This is a genomic window from Bradyrhizobium sp. CSS354 (genome assembly GCF_029051725.1).
In the GTDB taxonomy this organism is placed as follows: Bacteria; Pseudomonadota; Alphaproteobacteria; order Rhizobiales; family Xanthobacteraceae; genus Bradyrhizobium.
In genome coordinates this window covers 375,132-393,767 of the sequence record NZ_JAACFU010000004.1, presented here as the reverse complement: position 1 = coordinate 393,767, position 18,636 = coordinate 375,132, and the positions used below count along the sequence as shown (strand labels likewise).

The following is an 18,636-nucleotide window of genomic DNA, read 5'->3' as shown; positions in this document are numbered from 1 at the left end:
TTATTTCGTGGGTTCGGTCAGCCATTGGCGGATGATGGCGACGGTCTCGTTGGGATTGCGCTCGGCGAGTTCGCCGACGCGATGGACGGATTGGGCATGGACCTGGCCCTGAACGGTGGCGACGTCGATCGCGCTCGCGGCGCCGCTCGGCAGCAGCGGCTGGCTGGCGGGCGCGGCCTCGTCGCTCGCCGGACCGGTGAGGACGCCGGAGATGGCGGCTGCGACTTCGTCGGATGCCAGGATGCGCCTGACCAGCGGCCGGATCACCAGGAACAGCACGACCAGGCCCAGCAGCATCATGACGCCGAGCTCGACGAAGTACATGACGTCGTCCTTGGTGAACTGGAGCATGCCGAGCAAGCCGCTCGGCTCCGCGATCGGGGTGGTGGAGGGAGCATCGGCAAAGCGCAGATTGACGACCTCGACCTGATCCCCGCGCTTCTGGTCGAAGCCGATCGCCGAGCGCACCAGCGTGGCGATGCGGTCGAGCTGCTCCTTGGTGCGGTCCTGGTAGGCCAGATCGCCCTTCTCGTTCTTGGAGTAGATGCCGTCGACCAGCACTGCGACCGAGATGCGGTTGACCCGGCCGGCCTCGGTCACCTCGGTCTTGGTGGTGCGGGAGATCTCGTAATTGTTGGTCTCTTCGCTCTTCTTGCTCTGGTCCTTGGCCGCGACGCCGCCGTTCTGCTGGTTGCCCGGCAACTCGTTGTTGACGGTGACCTGGCCGTTGTTGTCGGCGGTCATGCTCTGCTCTTCGCGGGTCTGGCTCGAGCGCAGCACGCGGCCTTCGGGGTCGTACTTGTCCGAGGTCTGGGTGATCTTGTTGAAGTCGAAATCGGCGGAGAGCTGGACCCGGGCGCGTCCCGTCCCCACCACGGAGGAGACGATGTCCTCGACCTGCTTGCGCATCCGCTTCTCGAAGGCGGTGCGGCGCTCGTCGCCCATCGCCTGCTCCGGATCGGTCTGGGCGCCGTCGGCGAGCAGCTGGCCGGTCTCGTCGACGATCGAGACCCGCTGCGGCTTCAGCCCGTTCACGGCCGAGGCGACGAGGTGGCGGATGGCGCGGATCTGCTGGGCCTCCAGCGCGCCGCGGACCCGAACCACGATCGAGGCCGACGGCTCCGGCGCCTCGCGCGAGAACAGCGGACGCTCGGGCAGCACCAGATGGACGCGGGCGGCCTGGATGCGGTCGATGGCGCGGATGGTGCGGGCGAGCTCGCCTTCCAGCGCGCGGAGATGGTTGATGTTCTGGACGAAAGAGGTGGTGCCGAGCGCATCCGACTTGTCGAACACCTCGTAGCCGACGCCGCCGCCCTTGGGCAGGCCGCCCTCGGCGAGCTTCATCCGCAGGCGGGTGACCTTGTCCTTGGGCACCATGATGATGGTGCCCTCGTTACGTAGCTCGAACTGGATGCCCTGGCGCTCCAGGTCCTTGATGATGCCCGAGGAATCCTCGACGCTGAGGTCGGTGAACAGCGTCGTCATCTGCGGCGTGGTGACGCGCATGATGACGAACGCAAAGAAGCCGACGAGCGCGGCGGTGACCGCGATCATTGCCCCGAACCGGGCGGCTCCGATACCCTTCAGAAAGTCCGCAAGACCTTGCAAGCAACCGCCCCGACAGATTCGGCTGCTTTCACAGGAAAGGCCGACTGGGCAATTATTGCCTAGGTGATGGTTTCGATATGGTTAACGAAGGTTAAGAGCTGCGACGAAAGTCGCGCCAAAACGAAACATGAAAAAAATCGGCCTCGCGAGGCGAGGCCGATTTTCGTCAAAAGCCGCAGATTTCCGGATTGCCTACTGGCGATATTGCTGGATACGGGTGGTGCGAAGTCCCGCCAGACCATGCTGGTCGATCGAAAACTGCCAGGAGAGGAATTCGTCAACCGTCAGGGTGTAACGGCTGCAGGCCTCCTCGAGGGAGAGAAGACCGCCACGGACTGCGGCGACGACCTCGGCCTTGCGGCGGATGACCCAGCGTTTGGTGCCGGGTGCAGGCAGATCCGCAATCGTCAACGGACTACCGTCCGGCCCGATGACGTATTTTACCCTCGGGCGATGGGGTTCTGTCATGGCGTACTCACAAACTCTCAACCACTGAACTCACTCAGGAACCCTACGCCCGCCGGCTTAAAAATCCGCTAAGCCTAAGGCTTCAATACAATTCTCGTTGAAAATGGCTGGAACGCAGCCGTCTCGACCGGCGGGACGGTGCGTCCAGGCGGGCCGAGGGGGGTGTTCGTAAATACTTTACTAACGAACGAGGCCTGCGCGCGACGCTGCAAGGCCCAATTGTCGTCCTGGCGAAAGCCAGGACCCATTACCCCAGGGAGTAGTCGCTACGACGACTCGGGGTTACGTCCTCGCGCCAAACGACGTTCGGTGGTTATGGGTCCTGGCTTTCGCCAGGACGACACCGATTATCCAGCGGCATTCCGCCTTTAGTTGCTGGCCGTCGCGATGATGCTCTTGACCTGGCTCAATGTGTAGCTGGCGCCGTCGATGGTCAGCAGCGGCGGCGACTGGGTCAGGTCGACGGACGACACCGTGCCTTGCACCTGCGCGGCGATACCGACATTGTTGTTGGCGACGTCCTTGCCCGTGGCCGAGATCGTGTACTTGCCGTCGGGCCATTGCGTGCCGTCATTACCCATTCCGTTCCAGGTGAATGGAACGTCGGTGCCGGCGCCGGCGGTGTATTTGCCGGTGAACACGGTCTGGCCGCTGGCATTGGCGATGGTGATGTCGACGGTGGCGTCGCTGGGCACGTTGAGATGCCAGGTCGCCGATGAATTCGTCATGGTCCCGGTCGTGCCGTCGACCAGGGCGGTCTTGCCGACGAAGCCGAGCGCCTGGGTCGCCTGCGTGGTCTGTTGCAGGGTGACGAGTTGGGACAGCGAGTCGTTGGTCTTGAGCTGCTGCTCGACGCCGGCGAACTGTACCAGCTGCTGGGTGAACTGGTTGGTGTCGAGCGGATCGAGCGGGTTCTGGTTCTGCAGCTGCGTCGTCAGCAGCGTCAGGAAGGTCTGGAAGTTGCCGGCCAGAGTCGCGCCGGTGTTCGAGCCCAGGCTCGTGTTCGACGAGGATTTCGGCAGGTCGGTCGTGCCGGAGACGACGGATGGGGCGGTGGCGGAATTCGTGGTGGTCATGTCTCGATACTCCTCACACTCTGATGTCGACGCCGCTGCTCGATCCGAGCATGCGGCCGTAGCTGCGCCCGACCGGGGCCGCGGGAACTGCGTCCTCGTCGCTGATGATCAGCCGGCGGGCATTGCCGCCATTGTCGTTATTCTGGCCGGAGTGCTGGCCCGATGAATTCTGGTCGCGCAGGCTGAAGGACAGCCCGTTGCTGCCGGTCTTGAGGCCGGCATCGTCGAGCGCGCGCTGCAATTGCGGCGCGTCCTGCCGCAGCATCTGCAGCGTCTCCGGCTTCTCGACGGTGAGATGCGAGGTGACCTGGCCGTTGCGGTCGACATTGATGCGGACGTCGATGCGGCCGAGGTCGAGCGGATCGAGGCTGATGTCGAACCGGGTCTTGCCCGCGCGTGCGGCGGCGGCAATTTCGATCGGCACGCCGCTGATCGGTATGGCGTTGGCATTCGCCGCGGTCGCCGTGAGCGTCGCGGTCGATGCGGTCGCGGCCGAACTCGTATTGGTCAGCGGCGCTTGAATGGCGGAGGCCGCCTGCGCGCTGCTGTCGGTGGTGGGGACAGCGGCCTGCGTGCCCGCATGGGCATGATGAGTTGCCGTCGCCGGTGCCGCATCGGCGGTGCGGTCGGAAGTCCCAGCCTTGGCCTCGGCTGCGTTCGCGTCGATTGTCGGCTTGTCGGCTTGCGGATGCGCCGTGTTGGCGGACGCAGCCGTCGCCGAGGTCTGCGCGGCGTTTGCCTTGCCGGTGTCCTGGCCGATGTTGGAGACATCGCTCCCGCCTTGCGCGAGGGCTGCGGCCTTGAACGAGGTTTTTGGCGTGCCCTGGTCGACGGCGGCGATCAGGCCGCCATTGGTCTTCGCATCCGCCGCGGTCGAATCGGTCGCCCCGGTCGCGGCATCGGCCAGCGTTGCCGAGGTGTCGGCATCGACTTTGGCGCTTGCGGTCTTGGCGCTCTTGTCGCCCGGCGTCGCGGTATCGATCTTGGTGCCGGCGATCTGCGCTGCGATCGACGCACTGGCGGCGATGCCGGCGGCGGCGATCGCCAGCGGCGAGGAGGCAGCGCCGGCGCCCTGGTTCGCAGCCGCGTTGGGATCGACCGGCACGACCGCCGCGAGGGCGTTTGGATCGGGCACGCCGGCCAGCGTCGCGTCAATCTGCGCGGCGGCGGCGGTATCGACGGCGGCGGCGAGGCCATCAGTGCCGCCGGCCTCGTCCCCCTTGGTCTCATCGGACTTGTCCGCAGACGTGTCGGCCGATTTGGCGTCGGACGCCTCCGGCTTGTCCTTGGTCTTGCTATCAGCCTTGGCCGCATCAGTGGTCGCGTCGTCCTTGGCGTCGCTCTTGGCGTCGTTTTTGGCGGACGCGGAATTGTCGGCGTCGTCGCTGGCCTTGCTCTGCGAGGACTTGTCGGTCGCAGAGCGATCGCGCGGGCTCTTGTCGGAGGCGGAGGACGATGAATCGGTCCGGCGCGGGGAGTCCTGCGCGGAGGACGCCGCGCTGTCGCTGATCGCCTGGGTGTTGCTGTCCACCAGCGAGCCGAAGGGATCGTTGGCGGAGCTCTCTTTCGGTGCTTGCGACCGGGCAGGCTTTTGCGGCGCGCTCTGGACTTGCACGCTTGCCACGACATCTGACGTACGACCGACCACAGGCAACCCCTTGGAAACATCTTCGCCATGAGAGGTAGCAAGGAGCGGGCCACCCTCGCGCGCAGCAATTTTAACAAGCAAAATCAATTACTTGATGATTTTCGGCTCCGCCGCTGGCCCTTCCCAAGCCCCGCCATTTCTGCCTCCCCGGCAAGAATTGCCGTAAACCTTGCGGGGTCCGTGATTGCTTCACCGGAAGGCCGCCTATATTAAAGAGACAGCTCTCAGCCGCTTTCGACCGGGCAGGCCGCGCCCTTCGGGAACTCTAGGTTCCCGGGGATCGTTTTTGTCCCGCCGGAAGCATCCAAGCGGATCGCCCAACGCGCCGTCCACAACGCTTTAAGGCCCATGCTCAACAGTCTGGATCTCGAAGGCCGTCCTGAGGATACCAGGGTCGTCGTTGCCATGTCGGGCGGCGTCGATTCATCGACGACGGCTGCGCTTTTGAAGGCGGAAGGCTACGACGTCGTCGGCATCACGCTGCAGCTCTACGACCATGGCGCTGCGACCCATCGCAAGGGCGCCTGCTGCGCCGGCCAGGACATCCACGACGCCCGCGACGTCGCCGCCAAGCTCGGCATTCCCCATTACGTGCTCGACTATGAGGATCGCTTTCGTGAATCCGTCATCGACAATTTCGCCGACAGCTACGCGCTCGGCGAGACGCCGGTGCCGTGCATCGAGTGCAACCGCTCGGTCAAGTTTCGCGACCTTTTGAAGACCGCGCGCGAGCTCGGCGCCACCGCGCTCGCCACCGGCCATTACGTCGCCTCGCGCCGCCGCGACGACGGCTCGCGCGCGCTGGTGTGTGCGGCTGACGCCGATCGCGACCAGAGCTACTTCCTGTTCGCGACCACGCAGGAGCAGCTCGATTATCTGCGCTTTCCGCTCGGCGACATGACCAAGCCCGAGACGCGCGAGCTGGCGCGGCGCTTTGGGCTCGCGGTCGCCGACAAGCACGACAGCCAGGACATCTGCTTCGTGCCGACCGGGCGCTACACCGACATCATCACCCGCCTGCGGCCGAACGCGATGGACCCCGGCGACATCGTCGATCTCGACGGCCGCGTGCTCGGCCGGCACAACGGCATCGCCAATTTCACCATTGGCCAGCGCCGCGGCCTCGGCATCGCTGCCGCCGCGCCGCTGTTCGTGGTGCGGCTGGAGGCCGCCAACCGCCGCGTCGTCGTCGGCCCGCGCGAGGCGCTGAAGATGCACCGCATCAGCTTGCGCGACGTCAACTGGATCGGCGATGGCGACATCGACCGCGCCATCGGCAATGGACTCGAGATGTTCGTGCGCGTGCGCTCGACCCGCGCGCCCCAGCCCGCTTGGCTGCGCGGTGCGAACGGCCATTACGAGGTCGAGCTCGTCGCCGGCGAAGAGGGCGTTTCGCCGGGACAGGCCTGCGTGTTCTACGACGCAGCCGGTGGCCAGGCCCGCGTGCTCGGCGGCGGCTTCATTCAAAGCGCCGCCGCGAAGGCCGCAAGCAGCACGACGAGGCCGCTCGCAGAAGCGGTCCGCGGCTAAAAAATATAATAGGGCAGGGGGCATGGCAGCAGACATCTCGCGGGCCGGGGTCGAGAAGGCCTATGGCCGCTGGGCGCCGGTCTACGATCTCGTGTTCGGCAAGGTGTTCGACGCCGGAAGGCAGTCGACCATCGCGGAGGCCGACCGCATCGGCGGCCGCATCCTCGACGTCGGCGTCGGCACCGGTCTCTCGCTGTCCGACTATGCGCGCACCACCAGGATCTGCGGGGTCGACATCTCCGAGCCGATGCTGCGCAAGGCGCAATCGCGCGTGCGGAGCTTGCGGCTCTCCAATGTCGAAGTGCTCTCGGTAATGGACGCGAAAAACCTCGCCTTCCCCGAAAACTTCTTCGACGCGGTGGTCGCGCAATATGTCATCACCGCCGTGCCCGATCCCGAAGGCACGCTCGACGAGTTCGTGCGCGTCTTGAAGCCCGGCGGCGAGCTGATCCTGGTCAACCACATCGGCGCGGAAAAGGGTTTGCGCAAACTCTCAGAGCTCGCGTTTGCGCCGCTCGCCCGTCGCCTCGGTTGGCGCCCGGAGTTTCCATGGCAGCGCCTGGTCGACTGGGCCGCAAAACACGGCGGCGTCACCCTGGCCGAGCGCCGCCCGATGGCGCCAATGGGGCACTTTTCGCTGATCCGCTACCTCAAATCGTGATCGGGGGCGCGGAACACGCGGGCTGACCCGCGCGTTTCCCTCCCATGCGCACCACATCAAACATCATTCTGGCCAGCCTCCTGATCGCCGCCTCCGGCAGCGCGATCGCGCAGGCCCCGCCCGCCCCGGCGACGCCGCCGCAACAAACCGCGCCGCCATCCCCGCAGCACGCCACCAATTGCACGCCGCAGGACCGCCCGAACCGCTCGGCCGACGGCACCACCACCGGCCAGTCCCGGGAACCGCTCGGCGACAAACTGGCAAAATCCGACGGCGTGCTCTGCCCGCCTTCCGGGGTCGATCCCGAGATGCACGCTCCGGCGCCCAGCACGAACGGCGCCATGCCCGTCATCCCGCCCCCCGGCAGCCCCGGCGGCGACCCGACGGTACGGCCGAAATAGCCCCGTCGCGACGAGCCTTGGCGTAGGCGAAGCCCGTTACGCTTCCCCAATTTCGCCGTCATGCCCGGGCTCGTCCCGGGCATCCACGTTCTGCTGGCCGCCCGCAAAGGTCGTGGGCGGCCGGGAAGAGGTCGTGGATGGCCGCGACAAGCCCGGCCATGACGAATCTGGCCCGAGATTCGGCCCAAAACACACCCATCCATTCCTGCCCGCCGACATGTCCCGCCGAAGCTTTAGCGAAGGCGGAAGCCTTGGCGAAGGCGGAAGCTTTAGCCCAAGCGGAAGCAAACTCGGATTGACAGCCCGCCGCCCCCTTCCTTATATGCCGCGCGTTCGCGAGATCGGCTTGTTTCGGCCCTCGCGGCCCTGTGGCGGGGTAGCTCAGCTGGTTAGAGCACGGGAATCATAATCCTGGGGTCGGGGGTTCGAGTCCCTCTCCCGCTACTATCGGTCTCGTCACCCTAGAACGGTTCGGGAACACGTCGATTCCGCAAAGTTCGGTCAACCGCCCCTTAATCTCGATTCCGAAATCTTCGGTACCGGGTGGCGCGGTCACGTTGATGCGGGAGACCAGCGCCCGGAGTGCGTCGATCAAGGGCGCGGGGTTGTCCGTTAGGGCTTTATCCGCCGTTAGTGCGCCGGCCAGATCGGTTACGGCGCGTTTGTAGTTTTGGAGGGCCGTCGGGTGGAGGGCGATCACATCCGGCGCCTCGGCTGCCTGGCGAAGCTCTTCCGTGATTTGATCCCGCTCCCCCTTCAGTTCATGCATGCGAGGGCCAATAATGTCGAGTGGCGCAGTGCCTTTTGCGACGGCATCTACCAGCCGATTCAATTCGCGGCTGATCTCGCCCACCCTGCGCTCTGCGTTGCTGCGGTCTCGCACGGCCAGCTTCTTCAAACGTTGACGCTCTTCGTTGTACGCTTCCACGAAAGCTGCAATCGCCGCCGGATCGGCGAGATTTTCGCGCAGCCCGCCTAGCACCAGCGCTTCAACTGCGGCCACCGGCACTCGGCGCCCGTTTTTGCATGTGCCTTTTTCCTTAAAGGCGGAGCATTGGACCCTGCCGCCATTCTTGCCGCCTGACATGACCATCGACCCGCCGCATGACCCGCACCGGATCAGGCCGGAGAACGGCCTTTTGGGCCGCCCCTTCGTCGGGCCATGTGCGGCCGAATGCTCGTGCTTAATCTTCTGTGCGGATTGCCAAGTAGCGTCGTCGATAATGCGAAGGTGCGGCGCGTCGGCCGTGCGGTGTTCGGACTTTGGATTAGGCCGTGAAAGACGCCGGCCGGTCGTGGGATCTTTGACCATCCGGACCTTATTCCAAACGATCCTGCCCGCGTAGATTTCGTTTAGCAGAATGCCGCCGCCCCGTTGCAAATTGCCGTTGATGGTCGAAGCATTCCAAGCGCTTCCTCGCGGTGGTTTCACGCCATTGGCGTTGAGATTGGAAGCGATTTTGCGCGGGGAGGTGCCCGTGACATAGGCGGCGAAGATGCGTCGCACGACTTCGGCTTCCGCTGCGACAATTTGCAATTCGCCCGGCTTGCCCGGCGTGGGCTCGTAGCCGTATGCCCGCCCCCCCGCGTGGCGTCCATCGCGCACTACGCCATCCATTCCGCGCCGAACGTGAAGCACAAGGTTTTCGATGAACATTTCGCCCATCAGCGCCCGCAATGCGCCGTCGAGCTTGCCCACTTTGCCGGTTGCGGCGTGGATGTTGATCCCAAGGAAGTCGAAACGCTTGCGTGCAGAATGATAGTCGCCCTGATCTCGCGATAGCCGGTCTACGTCTTCGATCACTAGCGCATCAAAGAGCTTTGCTTCGGCGGCTCGCATCAAAGACTGAAAGCCGGGCCGGTTCGCCGTAGCGGTGCCGGAGATAGCGCGGTCTTCGAACGCCAGAACCACGGCCATTCCCTCGCGCGCGCAGACATCGCGGCACAAGGCGACTTGATCTTCAATAGATTTGTCGCTCTGAAGGTCCGAAGAAAAACGCGCGTAAATCGCAGCGCGAATCATAGTGGCGGCTCCCGCATGGCAGGCCGTGGGTTAAGGTTAACAATCTCGGCCTCGTGGTCGGCCCGCGCATAAGCAATAGCAAGAGCCCGGACCACTGCCAAGATAGCGTGGTCAAGCTCCTGTCCTGCAGTTTTATGCGGTTTGCGGGCCACGAGCGGCGGTGCTCCTCTAACGCCCGCGAATTTGGCCCTATCATGTCTCGTTTCCCAGTAACGAATGGTAGTTGGCAAGCCCTTCCAGTTTTATCGTACGGCGCAACGCCCGGCACCGAGTGGGCCTTTGCTTTTGCCAATCGTAACTGGAATCATCCCCGCCTCGTTGGGTGTGAACGAGTCATTATTTTATGTTCGAGCACATCCCCAGCTACGAATCTGAGGGGCGGCCTTTGCATCCGGGCGCGCTAGCACTTAGCGGCTCTGCCGTGCAAAAATTACGATCGTTTTACGAGATTTTGCAAGGAAGGCAGTGGGCTTCCGTCCGCAGCAGTTCTTCAGCCTGCCTTCTTGAATGTACCTACGTTCTTGGGCGCAAGCACGGTCGATTAGATAGGTGCCGGCCAGTCCCCCCATTGGTCCCCGACATGCAATTAGTCCCTCTGATCACTCGGAGTGTTCTAATTGCCCTTCTGATTTCTCTCGACAAGGATGCTTCCCTAGGCCCCATGGTTTGAACGATCGGATGACCGACTTCGGCTTGACCGCGGGCTAATGGTATTCTTAGGGTTGTTTTCACCCACGTGATTCTATCTGGCTGAGAAATGCAGATCTTCGAGGATAAGAAGCCAGACTCTCACCTGAACCTTCCGAATCTCTTGCTCACCACCCACCACGAGACAAGCCACGTACGAATCCAGTTGCCCTTGGCTGGCTCGCTCGTGCGCGCCAACTTCGAATCTTTCCATCCCCGTTTACGGAGGTCGTGGAAGGTTTGTTGCCAGGATCGTCGCGAGGCTAAATTGATGGGGGTGCGTTTCGCAGCTAAAGTCGGTGTCGCGCCAATGCTGTCCCTCCCGCCCGCTGCCAACTCAGCAGATTGTTGGCTGCTGCCGTCTGCCGATCACGTCCGGCTCACCCGGTTCGGCATCAAGTCCGCTGGCGGCGGTCCGCACCAATCCAAGACCATGATGTTTGGCGATCTGTCTTCGCTATTTGCGAGTGGTCAGCTCGAAAATCCAGCTGACGCGATCCTGGGCAACAATCTCCTGGGGAAGCCATCTACTCGTGCACGGCAGGCCGCGCTGTATAACCTGCAACAACTATACGGCGTCGGCGGTACTGATCCCATCTGGCTGGTTCTCCAGGCGCTTTGGATTCGCGAGACCGGCCAACGACCCCTGCTTGGGCTTCTGACAGCACTAGCCCGAGATCCAGCTCTGCGCGATGGCGCCTCAGCAGTGCTTGATGCGTCGCCAGGCGAGCGAGTTCGTTGGCCCGAGATCGCCGCAGCCTTCGAGGCAACTAATGTAGGTCGCCTCAGCGAGAAAATGGCCAAGTCTCTTGCGCAGAACGCCGCGTCGTCATGGACCCAGGCGGGATTCCTGAGAGGCGCGGTGCGTAAGGAGCGCGTCCGTTCGAACCCGACGCCAATCATTGCAGCCTTCGCTGCACTACTTGCCAGTCTGTGCGGGTTCGGCGGCTATCGCCTTCTCGAAAGCAGGTGGATGAGTGTCCTCGACCGCCCAGTCGAAGACCGCCTCGCCCTCCTCCGCCAAGCAGAGGGTCTCGGTCTCGTCCGGGTACGCAGTGCCGGCGACGTGCTTGAGGTTGATGTTCGTCGCCCAATGGCGGATCAGTTGGGAGTTGCCGAACTTGTCAGTTGAGGACCTGCTTGCAGCCTTCCGAGCCCGCCTGTCGGTTCCCTGGCGTTCCGATGAAGCGGCGGCGGGGCGCGTCTGGATGCTTTGGTACGATAAGGCACTGGAGCGAAGGGTGCGCGGGCGTCTGGCTGAGTTTCGCCTTGCCGCAGAGCAGGCCGGTAAGGGGTGGCAAGAATTTGATCTCGCACCGGAGTTCGGAAAGTGGGTAGCGGCGCAAACTTGGTTCGAGCGCGCCGCGAAGCGTCCGGCGACGCTCGGAACTGTTTTACCTGACTTTGAAGAACGCCTGATCCACGAGCTTCGTGGCCGGCTCAGCCAGTGCGGACCCGATGGCATTCTCGCTCTGACGGGATCGGCTTCTTTGTTCGGCCTTATGCGTGTTTCGACTCTCATAGGCAAAGTTGCCGATGCGATTCCCGGCCGCCTCCTCGTGACATTTCCCGGCACACACCAGGCCGGCATATACCGATTGCTCGACGCCCGTGACGGGTGGAGTTACCTCGCTGTACCCATCCCATCTTCACCGACAGCATGAGACAAAAAAAATGATCTTGAACAAAGATGTGTTGGCGCGTGATCCTGCCGAGTACCGGCTGGCTGATGGCGGCGTCGCCAAGGTTTCGTTTCCGCCTGACAATGATCAAACGGCAATCCTGCGTGAGCAACTCCAGACGTTCGTCTGTGAGGGAGCCTATGCCGAAGGATTGCGCCGGATTCTCGACACCTTCAACAGCGTGGCAGGCAAACGCGGTGACGTCCCCGCGGTCTGGATCAGCGGTTTCTATGGCAGCGGCAAGTCCTTGCTGGCCAGTATGCTCGGCGCTTTGTGGTGCGATCTGCGCTTCCACGATGGGGCCTCTGCCGAGGGCCTGGTCTCGGGCATGCCCGAAGACGTGAAGGCCGCGCTCAAGGAATTGCGCACGAACGCCAAACGGCTCGGGGGCCTCGTTGTTGGGGGCAACACCCTTGGCCTGGGGTCTCCGCATCCGGTCAAGGCAGTTTTGGAGGTTATTCTTCGCGCGGTTGGGCTTCCGGCCGGCGCCGATCTGCGCCCGTCGCTGGTCGCACTGTGGCTGGCCGAGCAGGGTATTCTAGATCAAGTGCGCACGAAACTCGGCTCGGACTTCGACACTGCTCTGCGCGCCTTTTTGCTCGAAGATCGGCTCGCCGCGGCCGCCTTGGAGGCCAAGCCGGGCCTCGCGCCGGACGTCGACACATTGATGGATCGCCTCGGCACTCAGTACCAGAACGAGCCGGAACCGACCGTCGAGTTGCTTGTCGATGTCGCGCTGAAAGCGTTGAGCGAGGGCCGCAAGGAGATCCCGCTCACGCTGATCATCCTCGACGAGGTGCAGCAGTTCATCCGCGAGGACCCAAATATTTCGTTGGCAATTCAAACCATCGCTGAGCAGCTCACGTCGAAATTCAAGGGCCGCCTGCTGCTTGTCTGCACCGGTCAGTCTGCCCTCAGCGACACCGCCTACCTGGAAAAACTGCTCGGTCGGTTCTCCGTGCCGGTGCCGCTCACCTCAGCGCAAATCGATGCGGTCATCCGCAAGACCGTATTGCTGAAGAAAGACAGCATAGCCAGGTCCAATGTCGAAGCGATGTTGAATGCTCGCTCCGGTGAGATCGACAAACATTTGCAAGGATCGAGCCTGGCTCGCAGCGAATCCGACCGTGCCCAAGCCGTCGCCGATTGGCCGATTCTCGCGCCGCGCCGCCGCGTCTGGGAACGGGTGCTGGCGGAGCTCGACAAGTCGGGGCTGAGCGGCAATCTGCGTGGCCAATTGCGTCTGACGCTGGAGGCCGTGCAGCGCTACGCCGATCGGCCGCTCGGCACCGCCGTGGCCACCGATTTCCTGTTTGACACCTTTCGCGCCGAAGCCTTGTCGCGCAATCTGATCTCGCGCGACGTGCACGACCGGATCGACACGCTGCGCGGCCAAGGTGGCGATGGGCTTATGAAGGCCCGTATCCTCACCATCGTCTATTTGCTGTCCCGCGTCGCGGCCGACGCTCAAGTCCATGGTGTTCGACCGACGCCGGAGATCATCGCCGACTTACTCATCGAGGATCTCAGCGCCGGTGCGGCGGTCCGTGCACAGGTGCCAAAGCTGCTCGCCGAGCTGCAAACTGAAGCTCTCGTCATGGAGGTCAGCGGCGAGTGGCGCCTGCAGACCAAAGAGAGCGCGGAATGGCTCGCCGCCTATGGCGCCGCCGAAGCCCGCGAGGCGGGGGACCCCAACGCCATTGCTCGTCAACGCGCATCTCTCCTGCAGCTTGCTATCGATGAGGCGCTGGCTGCGTCAGCGCAAGTTCAGCATGGTGCTTCCAAAACCAACCGGCGCATCGAACGTGTGACGGGCAATAGCAACGCGAGCGGTGACGGGCTCACTTTGCGGCTCTGGAACGGTTGGGATGACAGCCTACCGACCGTGACTAACGAAATTAGGGCGGCGGACGTCGCCAAGGATGCAACTCTGCACCTGCTGATCCCCGATCACCGGTCCGCCGAGCTGCGTGCGGCGATCATCGCCTACAAAGCCGCCAATGCCGTGATCCAACGGCAAGGTGTTCCTAGCACCGACGGTGGCAAGGACGCCAAAGCGGCGATGGAGTCCAAGCGTGATAGCGCCGAGACGAACGCGAAGCTTATCCTCAAGGAGGCGGTCGAGGCCGCCCGCGTTCTCGTCGCTGGCGGCGCCGAAGTCGGCGCGGGCCTCAAGCGGGCCGACGCCGTGCGCGAAGCTGGCCTGCAAATGCTCGACCGCATGTTCCCGGATTTTGGACCGGGTGACAGCGCCACCTGGGAGAAGGCGCTGAGTGATGCCAAAAAGCGTATTCCCGATGCCCTGAAAGCGATCGGACATGCGGGCGATGCTCAAGACCATCCGGTCTGCAAAGCCCTGCTCAAGGGCATGTCGCCAGCGCAGAAGGGCTCGGAACTGCGCAATCGGTTCGCCGCCCCTCCCTATGGCTGGCCCCGCGATGCCGTGGATGCCGCATTGGTGGCGCTTTGCAATGTCGGACAGGTCCGGGCGGTAGGCAACGACGGCAAGCCCGTCACCCCCGCCGACCTCACGGCCACTCAGCTTGGCACCTGTACCTTCACGCCCGAAAACCGTGTGGTCTCAACCAAGGAACGGCTAACTGTGCGCGGGCTCGGCACAGCGCTGGGCATCACCGTGCCGTCGGGGCAGGAGAACGACCATCTGATCACCATCCGCGAGAAGCTAGAACAGATCGCGGCGGATGCGGGTGGCGACGCGCCGGCTCCGGCGGCCCCAGACGTTCCCGATATCGGCGTGCTCCGCGGCATGGTCGGCAACGATCTGCTGGCCGAGTTAGCGGCGCGGACCGACAACCTCAAGAAGCTCATCCCCGTATGGCAGGCGCAGAAGGCCGAGAAGGACCGGCGCTTGTCCGCCTTCAAACTGGCCGAGCGACTGGTGTCGCTGGGTGCGGCGAACCAAGAGGAGGCGCTGACCGCGATCAAATCGGATCGCACGCTGCTGGATGAGCCCCATCCGGTGATGCCGCTGGTCTCGGCCGCCGCTGATGACCTTCGCGCGAAAGCCAATGCAGCGTTTCAGGCCTGGCAAGCAGCCTGGCTGGCCGGTCAGGCGCGGCTGAAAGCGGACGATGCGTGGTGCAAACTCAGCCCGGAGAAGAAACACGAATTACTCGCGAGCCATAGCCTGTTGGACCGCGTTGCGCCGGATCTTGCGACACCGGAAAAGATCGTCGAGAGCTTGTCTACCTGCGGCATCGGCCAGTGGCGCGACAGTGCAATGGCATTGCCGGCTCGTGTGGACGCCGCCCTGCAAGATGCTGCGGTCGAGATCGAGCCCAAGACGCAATCGATTACCATCCCGCGCCGCACGCTGCGCAGTGTAGCCGAGTTGGATGCGTGGCTTGCCGAGCTTCGCATCGCAATCGCGCCGAGCCTGGCGCACGGCCCTGTGCTGCCGAAGGCTTGACCGATGACGATTCTCAGTAAAACGCAGCGCCGCCAGCTTGAAACGACTATCAAACAGGCGCGGGAGATCGCCGAGGACGCGGCGAAAGAAGGCATCGCGCGTTTGGGCGTGGCCGCCGCCGATGCGCCTGCGCGTTTGTCGGATGACAGCAAGGCGCTGCGTCGCCGTTTGCGCGCGCATGCCCGCACACTGGGCGATACGCCCGGCACCGGGGTGATGACCACATCGCGGCTGCAGGACGCGACCTCCTATGAAATCTGGCACCGCATGCTGTTCGGTCGCTTTCTGGCCGAACGCGGCCTGCTGATCCATCCCGAGCTTGGCGCCGCCATGTCAGTTGCCGAGTTGCGCGACCTGGCCAATGAAGAAGGGGCCGATGAATGGGCGCTGGCCGAGGGCTATGCGGCGCCGGGATTGCCAGGTGTGTTCAAGCCAGACGATCCGGTGCTGGCACTGCCGATTGCCCCGGAATTTTCGAAGCGTCTGCGCACGTTGCTGAGCGGCCTTCCTGAGGAGGTTTTCACGGCCGATGACAGCTTGGGTTGGACCTACCAGTTCTGGCGGGCGTCGGAGAAGGATGAGGTGAATGCCGCTGGCGGTAAGATCGGCGCGGCCGAATTGCCGGCGGTGACTCAATTGTTCACCGAGTCCTACATGGTTAAATTCCTACTGCACAACACGCTTGGCGCCTGGTGGGCCGGAAAGGTGCTGGCGCGCGATCCAGATCTTGCGCGCGATGCGGTCGATGAAGACGCGTTGCGTGAGGCCTGCGCCGTCCCTGGTGTGAGGTGGGAGTTCTTGCGCTTCATCCGCGACGCCGACAGCCAGGCACCGTGGCGGCCGGCGGCGGGGACCTTCCCCGGTTGGCCGGTGCGCGCGGCGGAGATCACGTATTGCGATCCTTGCTGCGGCTCCGGTCATTTTCTCGTGGAGGCTTTCGCCGTCCTCGCTGCGCTGCGCCGCCAAGAGGAAGGTCTGTCGCTGGCCGACGCCGCGATTGCGGTGCTGCGGGACAATTTGCACGGGTTGGAACTTGACGGACGGTGTGTGCAGATTGCCGCGTTCAACGTGGCTCTGGCAGCATGGAAGCTGGCGGGTGCGGCAATTGCCTTGCCATCGCCGCACATTGCTTGGGTAGGCGCTCCGCCCCCAATGTCGCGCACCGAGATGGCCGCGCTGGCCAACGGCGACACAACTCTTCGACACGCTTTGGAGGCTCTTTATGATCAATTTGCTCAGGCTCCTCTTTTAGGAAGTCTGTTGGAAGTTGGTGCGCGAGACTTGCTTGACGTTGACCTACGTGAGCGGGGCGATGCAGCGCTGGAAAAGCTGCGTGGCGCGGAGCCGGAGCGAGCAAAAGGTGCCATTGCGGCCAAGGAGCTTCTCGACGCCTCCGAAATACTCGCGCGCCGCTACGTGCTACTGGCGACGAACGTGCCCTTCTTGGGGCGCAATAAACAAAACGAAACTATGAGCCAGTTCATAATTGACAGGATGCCAGAAGCGAAAGCTGATCTAGCAACCGCAATGCTTCAGAGAATGTTCAAGATGGCTGCTCCTGGCGCAACGGTTGCAGGAGTGTCCCCACAAAACTGGCTCTTGTTGGGTTCTTACCGCGATTTTCGGACCAAGATCCTGAAAGCGTCTACTGTGGATGCAGTGATTGATTTAGGCCCTGCAGCGTTTCAAGATATGAACTGGTGGGCAGCCCGCACCGCCCTAACCATTATCAGTTCGTCTCCCGCAGCATCGAGTCATGCGTATGTTGCGATAGACGCAGATACCGGCCGCGATCTTGATAGAAAACTGAATCTGCTACGTAATGAAGAGATTTGCTTTATCGATCAGAGTGGACAGCGCTCGGAGATCGATTCCCGAATTGTTGTCCGACCTTCTGAAGGTGGGCCGTTACTTAGTAAATTTGCTGTCGCGCCCAATGGGATGCATGCTGGCGACTCGCCACGCTACCGTCAATTTGTCTGGGAACAACCCCCGACGCTGATAGGTTGGACGCTGTTTCAAGGCACAGTTGAAACAACTAGGGATTTTGGAGGACGCGAGACTATATTCCAATGGCGGGATGGTGGTCGTGATCATCGTGAAAATCCGAACGCTTACGTGAAAGGAATGGCAGCCTGGCAGCGCGACGGTGTTGTCGTCAGTATGATGCGAATGCTGCCTGTTACTCGTTACACTGGAGAGCATTTCGACATCAGTTGTACGCCCATCGTACCGAACTCAGTTGATGACCTTCCTGCATTGTGGTCGTTTTGCTCGTCCGACGAATTTTACAAGGCGGTGAGAGCAAAGGACTCCAAAGTAAACGTAACGAACGCAACTCTCATTAAGATCCCATTTGACATTGAAAAGTGGCGGGCGGTTGCGGCAAGACAATTTCCCGACGGTTTGCCTACGCCTTACTCCAGCGATCCGACGCAATGGATCTTTCACGGGCACCCCGCGTTTGCTGAGCCCGGAACCGAACTCCAGGTCGCGCTAGCTCGTTTAGCTGGGTATCGCTGGCCCGCAGAGATCGATGCTAATATGCGACTGTCCGAGCTGGGGCGAGCGCAGCTTGTGCAAGCTGGGGCACTGCCAACGGCCGATTCCGATGGCTTGCTGCCTTTACACGGCTACGGCGCCGATCATTCCTTGTCAGAACGATTGCGACATTTTCTCGCCGCCGCGTTCGGCTCCGCTTTGTCGCCCGTCCGAGAGCAGGAACTGGTGCGTGCTGCCGACGCGAAACTCGACAAGAAGGAGGCGAGGGATGCGACCTTGGAAACATGGCTGCGTGATCGCGCGTTTCGCCAACACTGCATCTTATTCCAGCAACGTCCTTTCCTCTGGCAGGTCTGGGATGGACTCCAAGACGGCTTCTCGGCATTCCTGCATTATCACCGCCTAGACAACGCCGCCCTGAACACGCTGACCTATACCCTGCTCGGCGATTGGATCAGGACGGCCAAGGCTGAAGGCGCTACTGCGCGCCAGGAGCGGGCCATACAGCTTCAGCAAAAGCTTGCAAAAATCATTGAGGGTGAAACTCCCTATGACGTCTTCGTCCGCTGGAAACCACTCGCGTGCCAGCCACTCGGCTGGAACCCGAATCTCGACGAGGGCGTACGCCTCAACATCCGCCCCTTCATGGTTGCTGGAATCCTCCGGGAGCAGCCAAGAGGCATCACCTGGAATAAGGACCGCGGCACTGATGCAGTCTCAACGCCCTGGTACGATCTCGGCCCGCGCTATGGCGGCAAGCAGGGCGACCGCATCAACGATCACCACACGACGCTAGTAGAGAAGCGAGCGGCGCGGGGGATTTCATGACCCTCCGGCAGCTAGAGATGTTTTCGATGCCAACATTGCAGGTCACCCTGGACTTGGAAACTTCGGTTCGTGCATTTCTGACGCGGATGGCC

At 62.8% G+C, this 18,636-nt stretch carries 12 protein-coding genes, 1 tRNA gene and 1 pseudogene; 9 read left to right on the top strand and 5 right to left on the bottom strand.

Features of this window, described 5'->3' with window-relative positions:
- The 4 genes from fliF to GWG67_RS11800 form a co-directional block, all read right to left on the bottom strand.
- The gene (gene fliF / locus GWG67_RS11815) at positions 1–1,608 is read right to left on the bottom strand and encodes a flagellar basal-body MS-ring/collar protein FliF (RefSeq protein ID WP_275169510.1); all 1,608 of its coding nucleotides are present in this window, start codon (positions 1,606–1,608) and stop codon (positions 1–3) included.
- A gap of 192 nt (positions 1,609–1,800) precedes the next feature.
- Positions 1,801–2,076 (bottom strand): DUF1153 domain-containing protein, encoded by a 276-nt coding sequence (locus GWG67_RS11810; protein WP_002714638.1) that lies wholly within the window; start codon positions 2,074–2,076, stop codon positions 1,801–1,803.
- Between the two features lie 368 nt (positions 2,077–2,444).
- A complete protein-coding gene (locus GWG67_RS11805; RefSeq protein WP_275169509.1) occupies positions 2,445–3,152 on the bottom strand; it encodes a flagellar hook assembly protein FlgD in 708 nt (235 codons plus the stop codon).
- Positions 3,153–3,165: 13 nt separating this feature from the next.
- Positions 3,166–4,800: a flagellar hook-length control protein FliK gene (locus tag GWG67_RS11800; protein ID WP_275169508.1), complete on the bottom strand. Its 1,635-nt coding sequence runs from the start codon at positions 4,798–4,800 to the stop codon at positions 3,166–3,168.
- A 348-nt stretch (positions 4,801–5,148) separates the two neighbouring features.
- Here GWG67_RS11800 and mnmA point away from each other — a divergent pair, with 348 nt between their 5' ends.
- From mnmA to GWG67_RS11775, 5 genes are all read left to right on the top strand, one after another.
- The gene (gene mnmA, locus GWG67_RS11795; RefSeq protein WP_275169507.1) at positions 5,149–6,330 is read left to right on the top strand and encodes a tRNA 2-thiouridine(34) synthase MnmA; all 1,182 of its coding nucleotides are present in this window, start codon (positions 5,149–5,151) and stop codon (positions 6,328–6,330) included.
- Between the two features lie 22 nt (positions 6,331–6,352).
- On the top strand, positions 6,353–6,991 hold the full coding sequence (locus GWG67_RS11790) for a class I SAM-dependent methyltransferase (RefSeq protein ID WP_275169506.1): 639 nt from the start codon (positions 6,353–6,355) through the stop codon (positions 6,989–6,991).
- Positions 6,992–7,035: 44 nt separating this feature from the next.
- Positions 7,036–7,392: a hypothetical protein gene (locus tag GWG67_RS11785; RefSeq protein WP_007596151.1), complete on the top strand. Its 357-nt coding sequence runs from the start codon at positions 7,036–7,038 to the stop codon at positions 7,390–7,392.
- A gap of 370 nt (positions 7,393–7,762) precedes the next feature.
- Positions 7,763–7,836: transfer RNA gene (locus GWG67_RS11780), tRNA-Met, on the top strand.
- Between the two features lie 241 nt (positions 7,837–8,077).
- Entirely contained in the window at positions 8,078–8,371 is a 294-nt protein-coding gene (locus GWG67_RS11775; RefSeq protein WP_275169505.1) for a hypothetical protein, read from the top strand.
- Positions 8,372–8,419: 48 nt separating this feature from the next.
- Here GWG67_RS11775 and GWG67_RS11770 read toward each other — a convergent pair.
- Positions 8,420–9,415, bottom strand: a pseudogene (locus GWG67_RS11770) (recombinase family protein); the annotation flags it as partial.
- Between the two features lie 757 nt (positions 9,416–10,172).
- Between GWG67_RS11770 and GWG67_RS11765 the strand changes: the two are divergent.
- Genes GWG67_RS11765 through GWG67_RS11750 form a run of 4 tightly spaced genes read left to right on the top strand, consistent with a single transcriptional unit; the run spans position 10,173 to position 18,544 of the window.
- Positions 10,173–11,234 carry a hypothetical protein gene (locus tag GWG67_RS11765; protein WP_275169504.1) on the top strand — a complete coding sequence of 354 codons (1,062 nt, stop codon included), beginning with the start codon at positions 10,173–10,175 and terminating at the stop codon, positions 11,232–11,234.
- A complete protein-coding gene (locus GWG67_RS11760; RefSeq protein WP_275169503.1) occupies positions 11,224–11,766 on the top strand; it encodes a DUF1788 domain-containing protein in 543 nt (180 codons plus the stop codon). The genes GWG67_RS11765 and GWG67_RS11760 overlap by 11 nt, the downstream gene beginning before the upstream one ends.
- A 10-nt stretch (positions 11,767–11,776) precedes the next feature.
- Positions 11,777–15,214 (top strand): BREX system P-loop protein BrxC, encoded by a 3,438-nt coding sequence (brxC, locus tag GWG67_RS11755; RefSeq protein WP_275169502.1) that lies wholly within the window; start codon positions 11,777–11,779, stop codon positions 15,212–15,214.
- Positions 15,215–15,217: 3 nt separating this feature from the next.
- Positions 15,218–18,544: an N-6 DNA methylase gene (locus tag GWG67_RS11750; protein WP_275169501.1), complete on the top strand. Its 3,327-nt coding sequence runs from the start codon at positions 15,218–15,220 to the stop codon at positions 18,542–18,544.
- Positions 18,545–18,636 lie beyond the last annotated feature (92 nt).

Bases quoted from the DNA above. Each gene is read 5' to 3' on its own strand.
- mnmA (WP_275169507.1), top strand. From the start codon at position 5,149: ATGCTCAACAGTCTGGATCTCGAAGGCCGTCCTGAGGATACCAGGGTC.
- GWG67_RS11765 (WP_275169504.1), top strand. From the start codon at position 10,173: ATGCAGATCTTCGAGGATAAGAAGCCAGACTCTCACCTGAACCTTCCG.
- GWG67_RS11790 (WP_275169506.1), top strand. From the start codon at position 6,353: ATGGCAGCAGACATCTCGCGGGCCGGGGTCGAGAAGGCCTATGGCCGC.
- brxC (WP_275169502.1), top strand. From the start codon at position 11,777: ATGATCTTGAACAAAGATGTGTTGGCGCGTGATCCTGCCGAGTACCGG.
- GWG67_RS11785 (WP_007596151.1), top strand. From the start codon at position 7,036: ATGCGCACCACATCAAACATCATTCTGGCCAGCCTCCTGATCGCCGCC.
- GWG67_RS11810 (WP_002714638.1), bottom strand. From the start codon at position 2,076: ATGACAGAACCCCATCGCCCGAGGGTAAAATACGTCATCGGGCCGGAC.
- GWG67_RS11750 (WP_275169501.1), top strand. From the start codon at position 15,218: ATGACGATTCTCAGTAAAACGCAGCGCCGCCAGCTTGAAACGACTATC.
- GWG67_RS11805 (WP_275169509.1), bottom strand. From the start codon at position 3,152: ATGACCACCACGAATTCCGCCACCGCCCCATCCGTCGTCTCCGGCACG.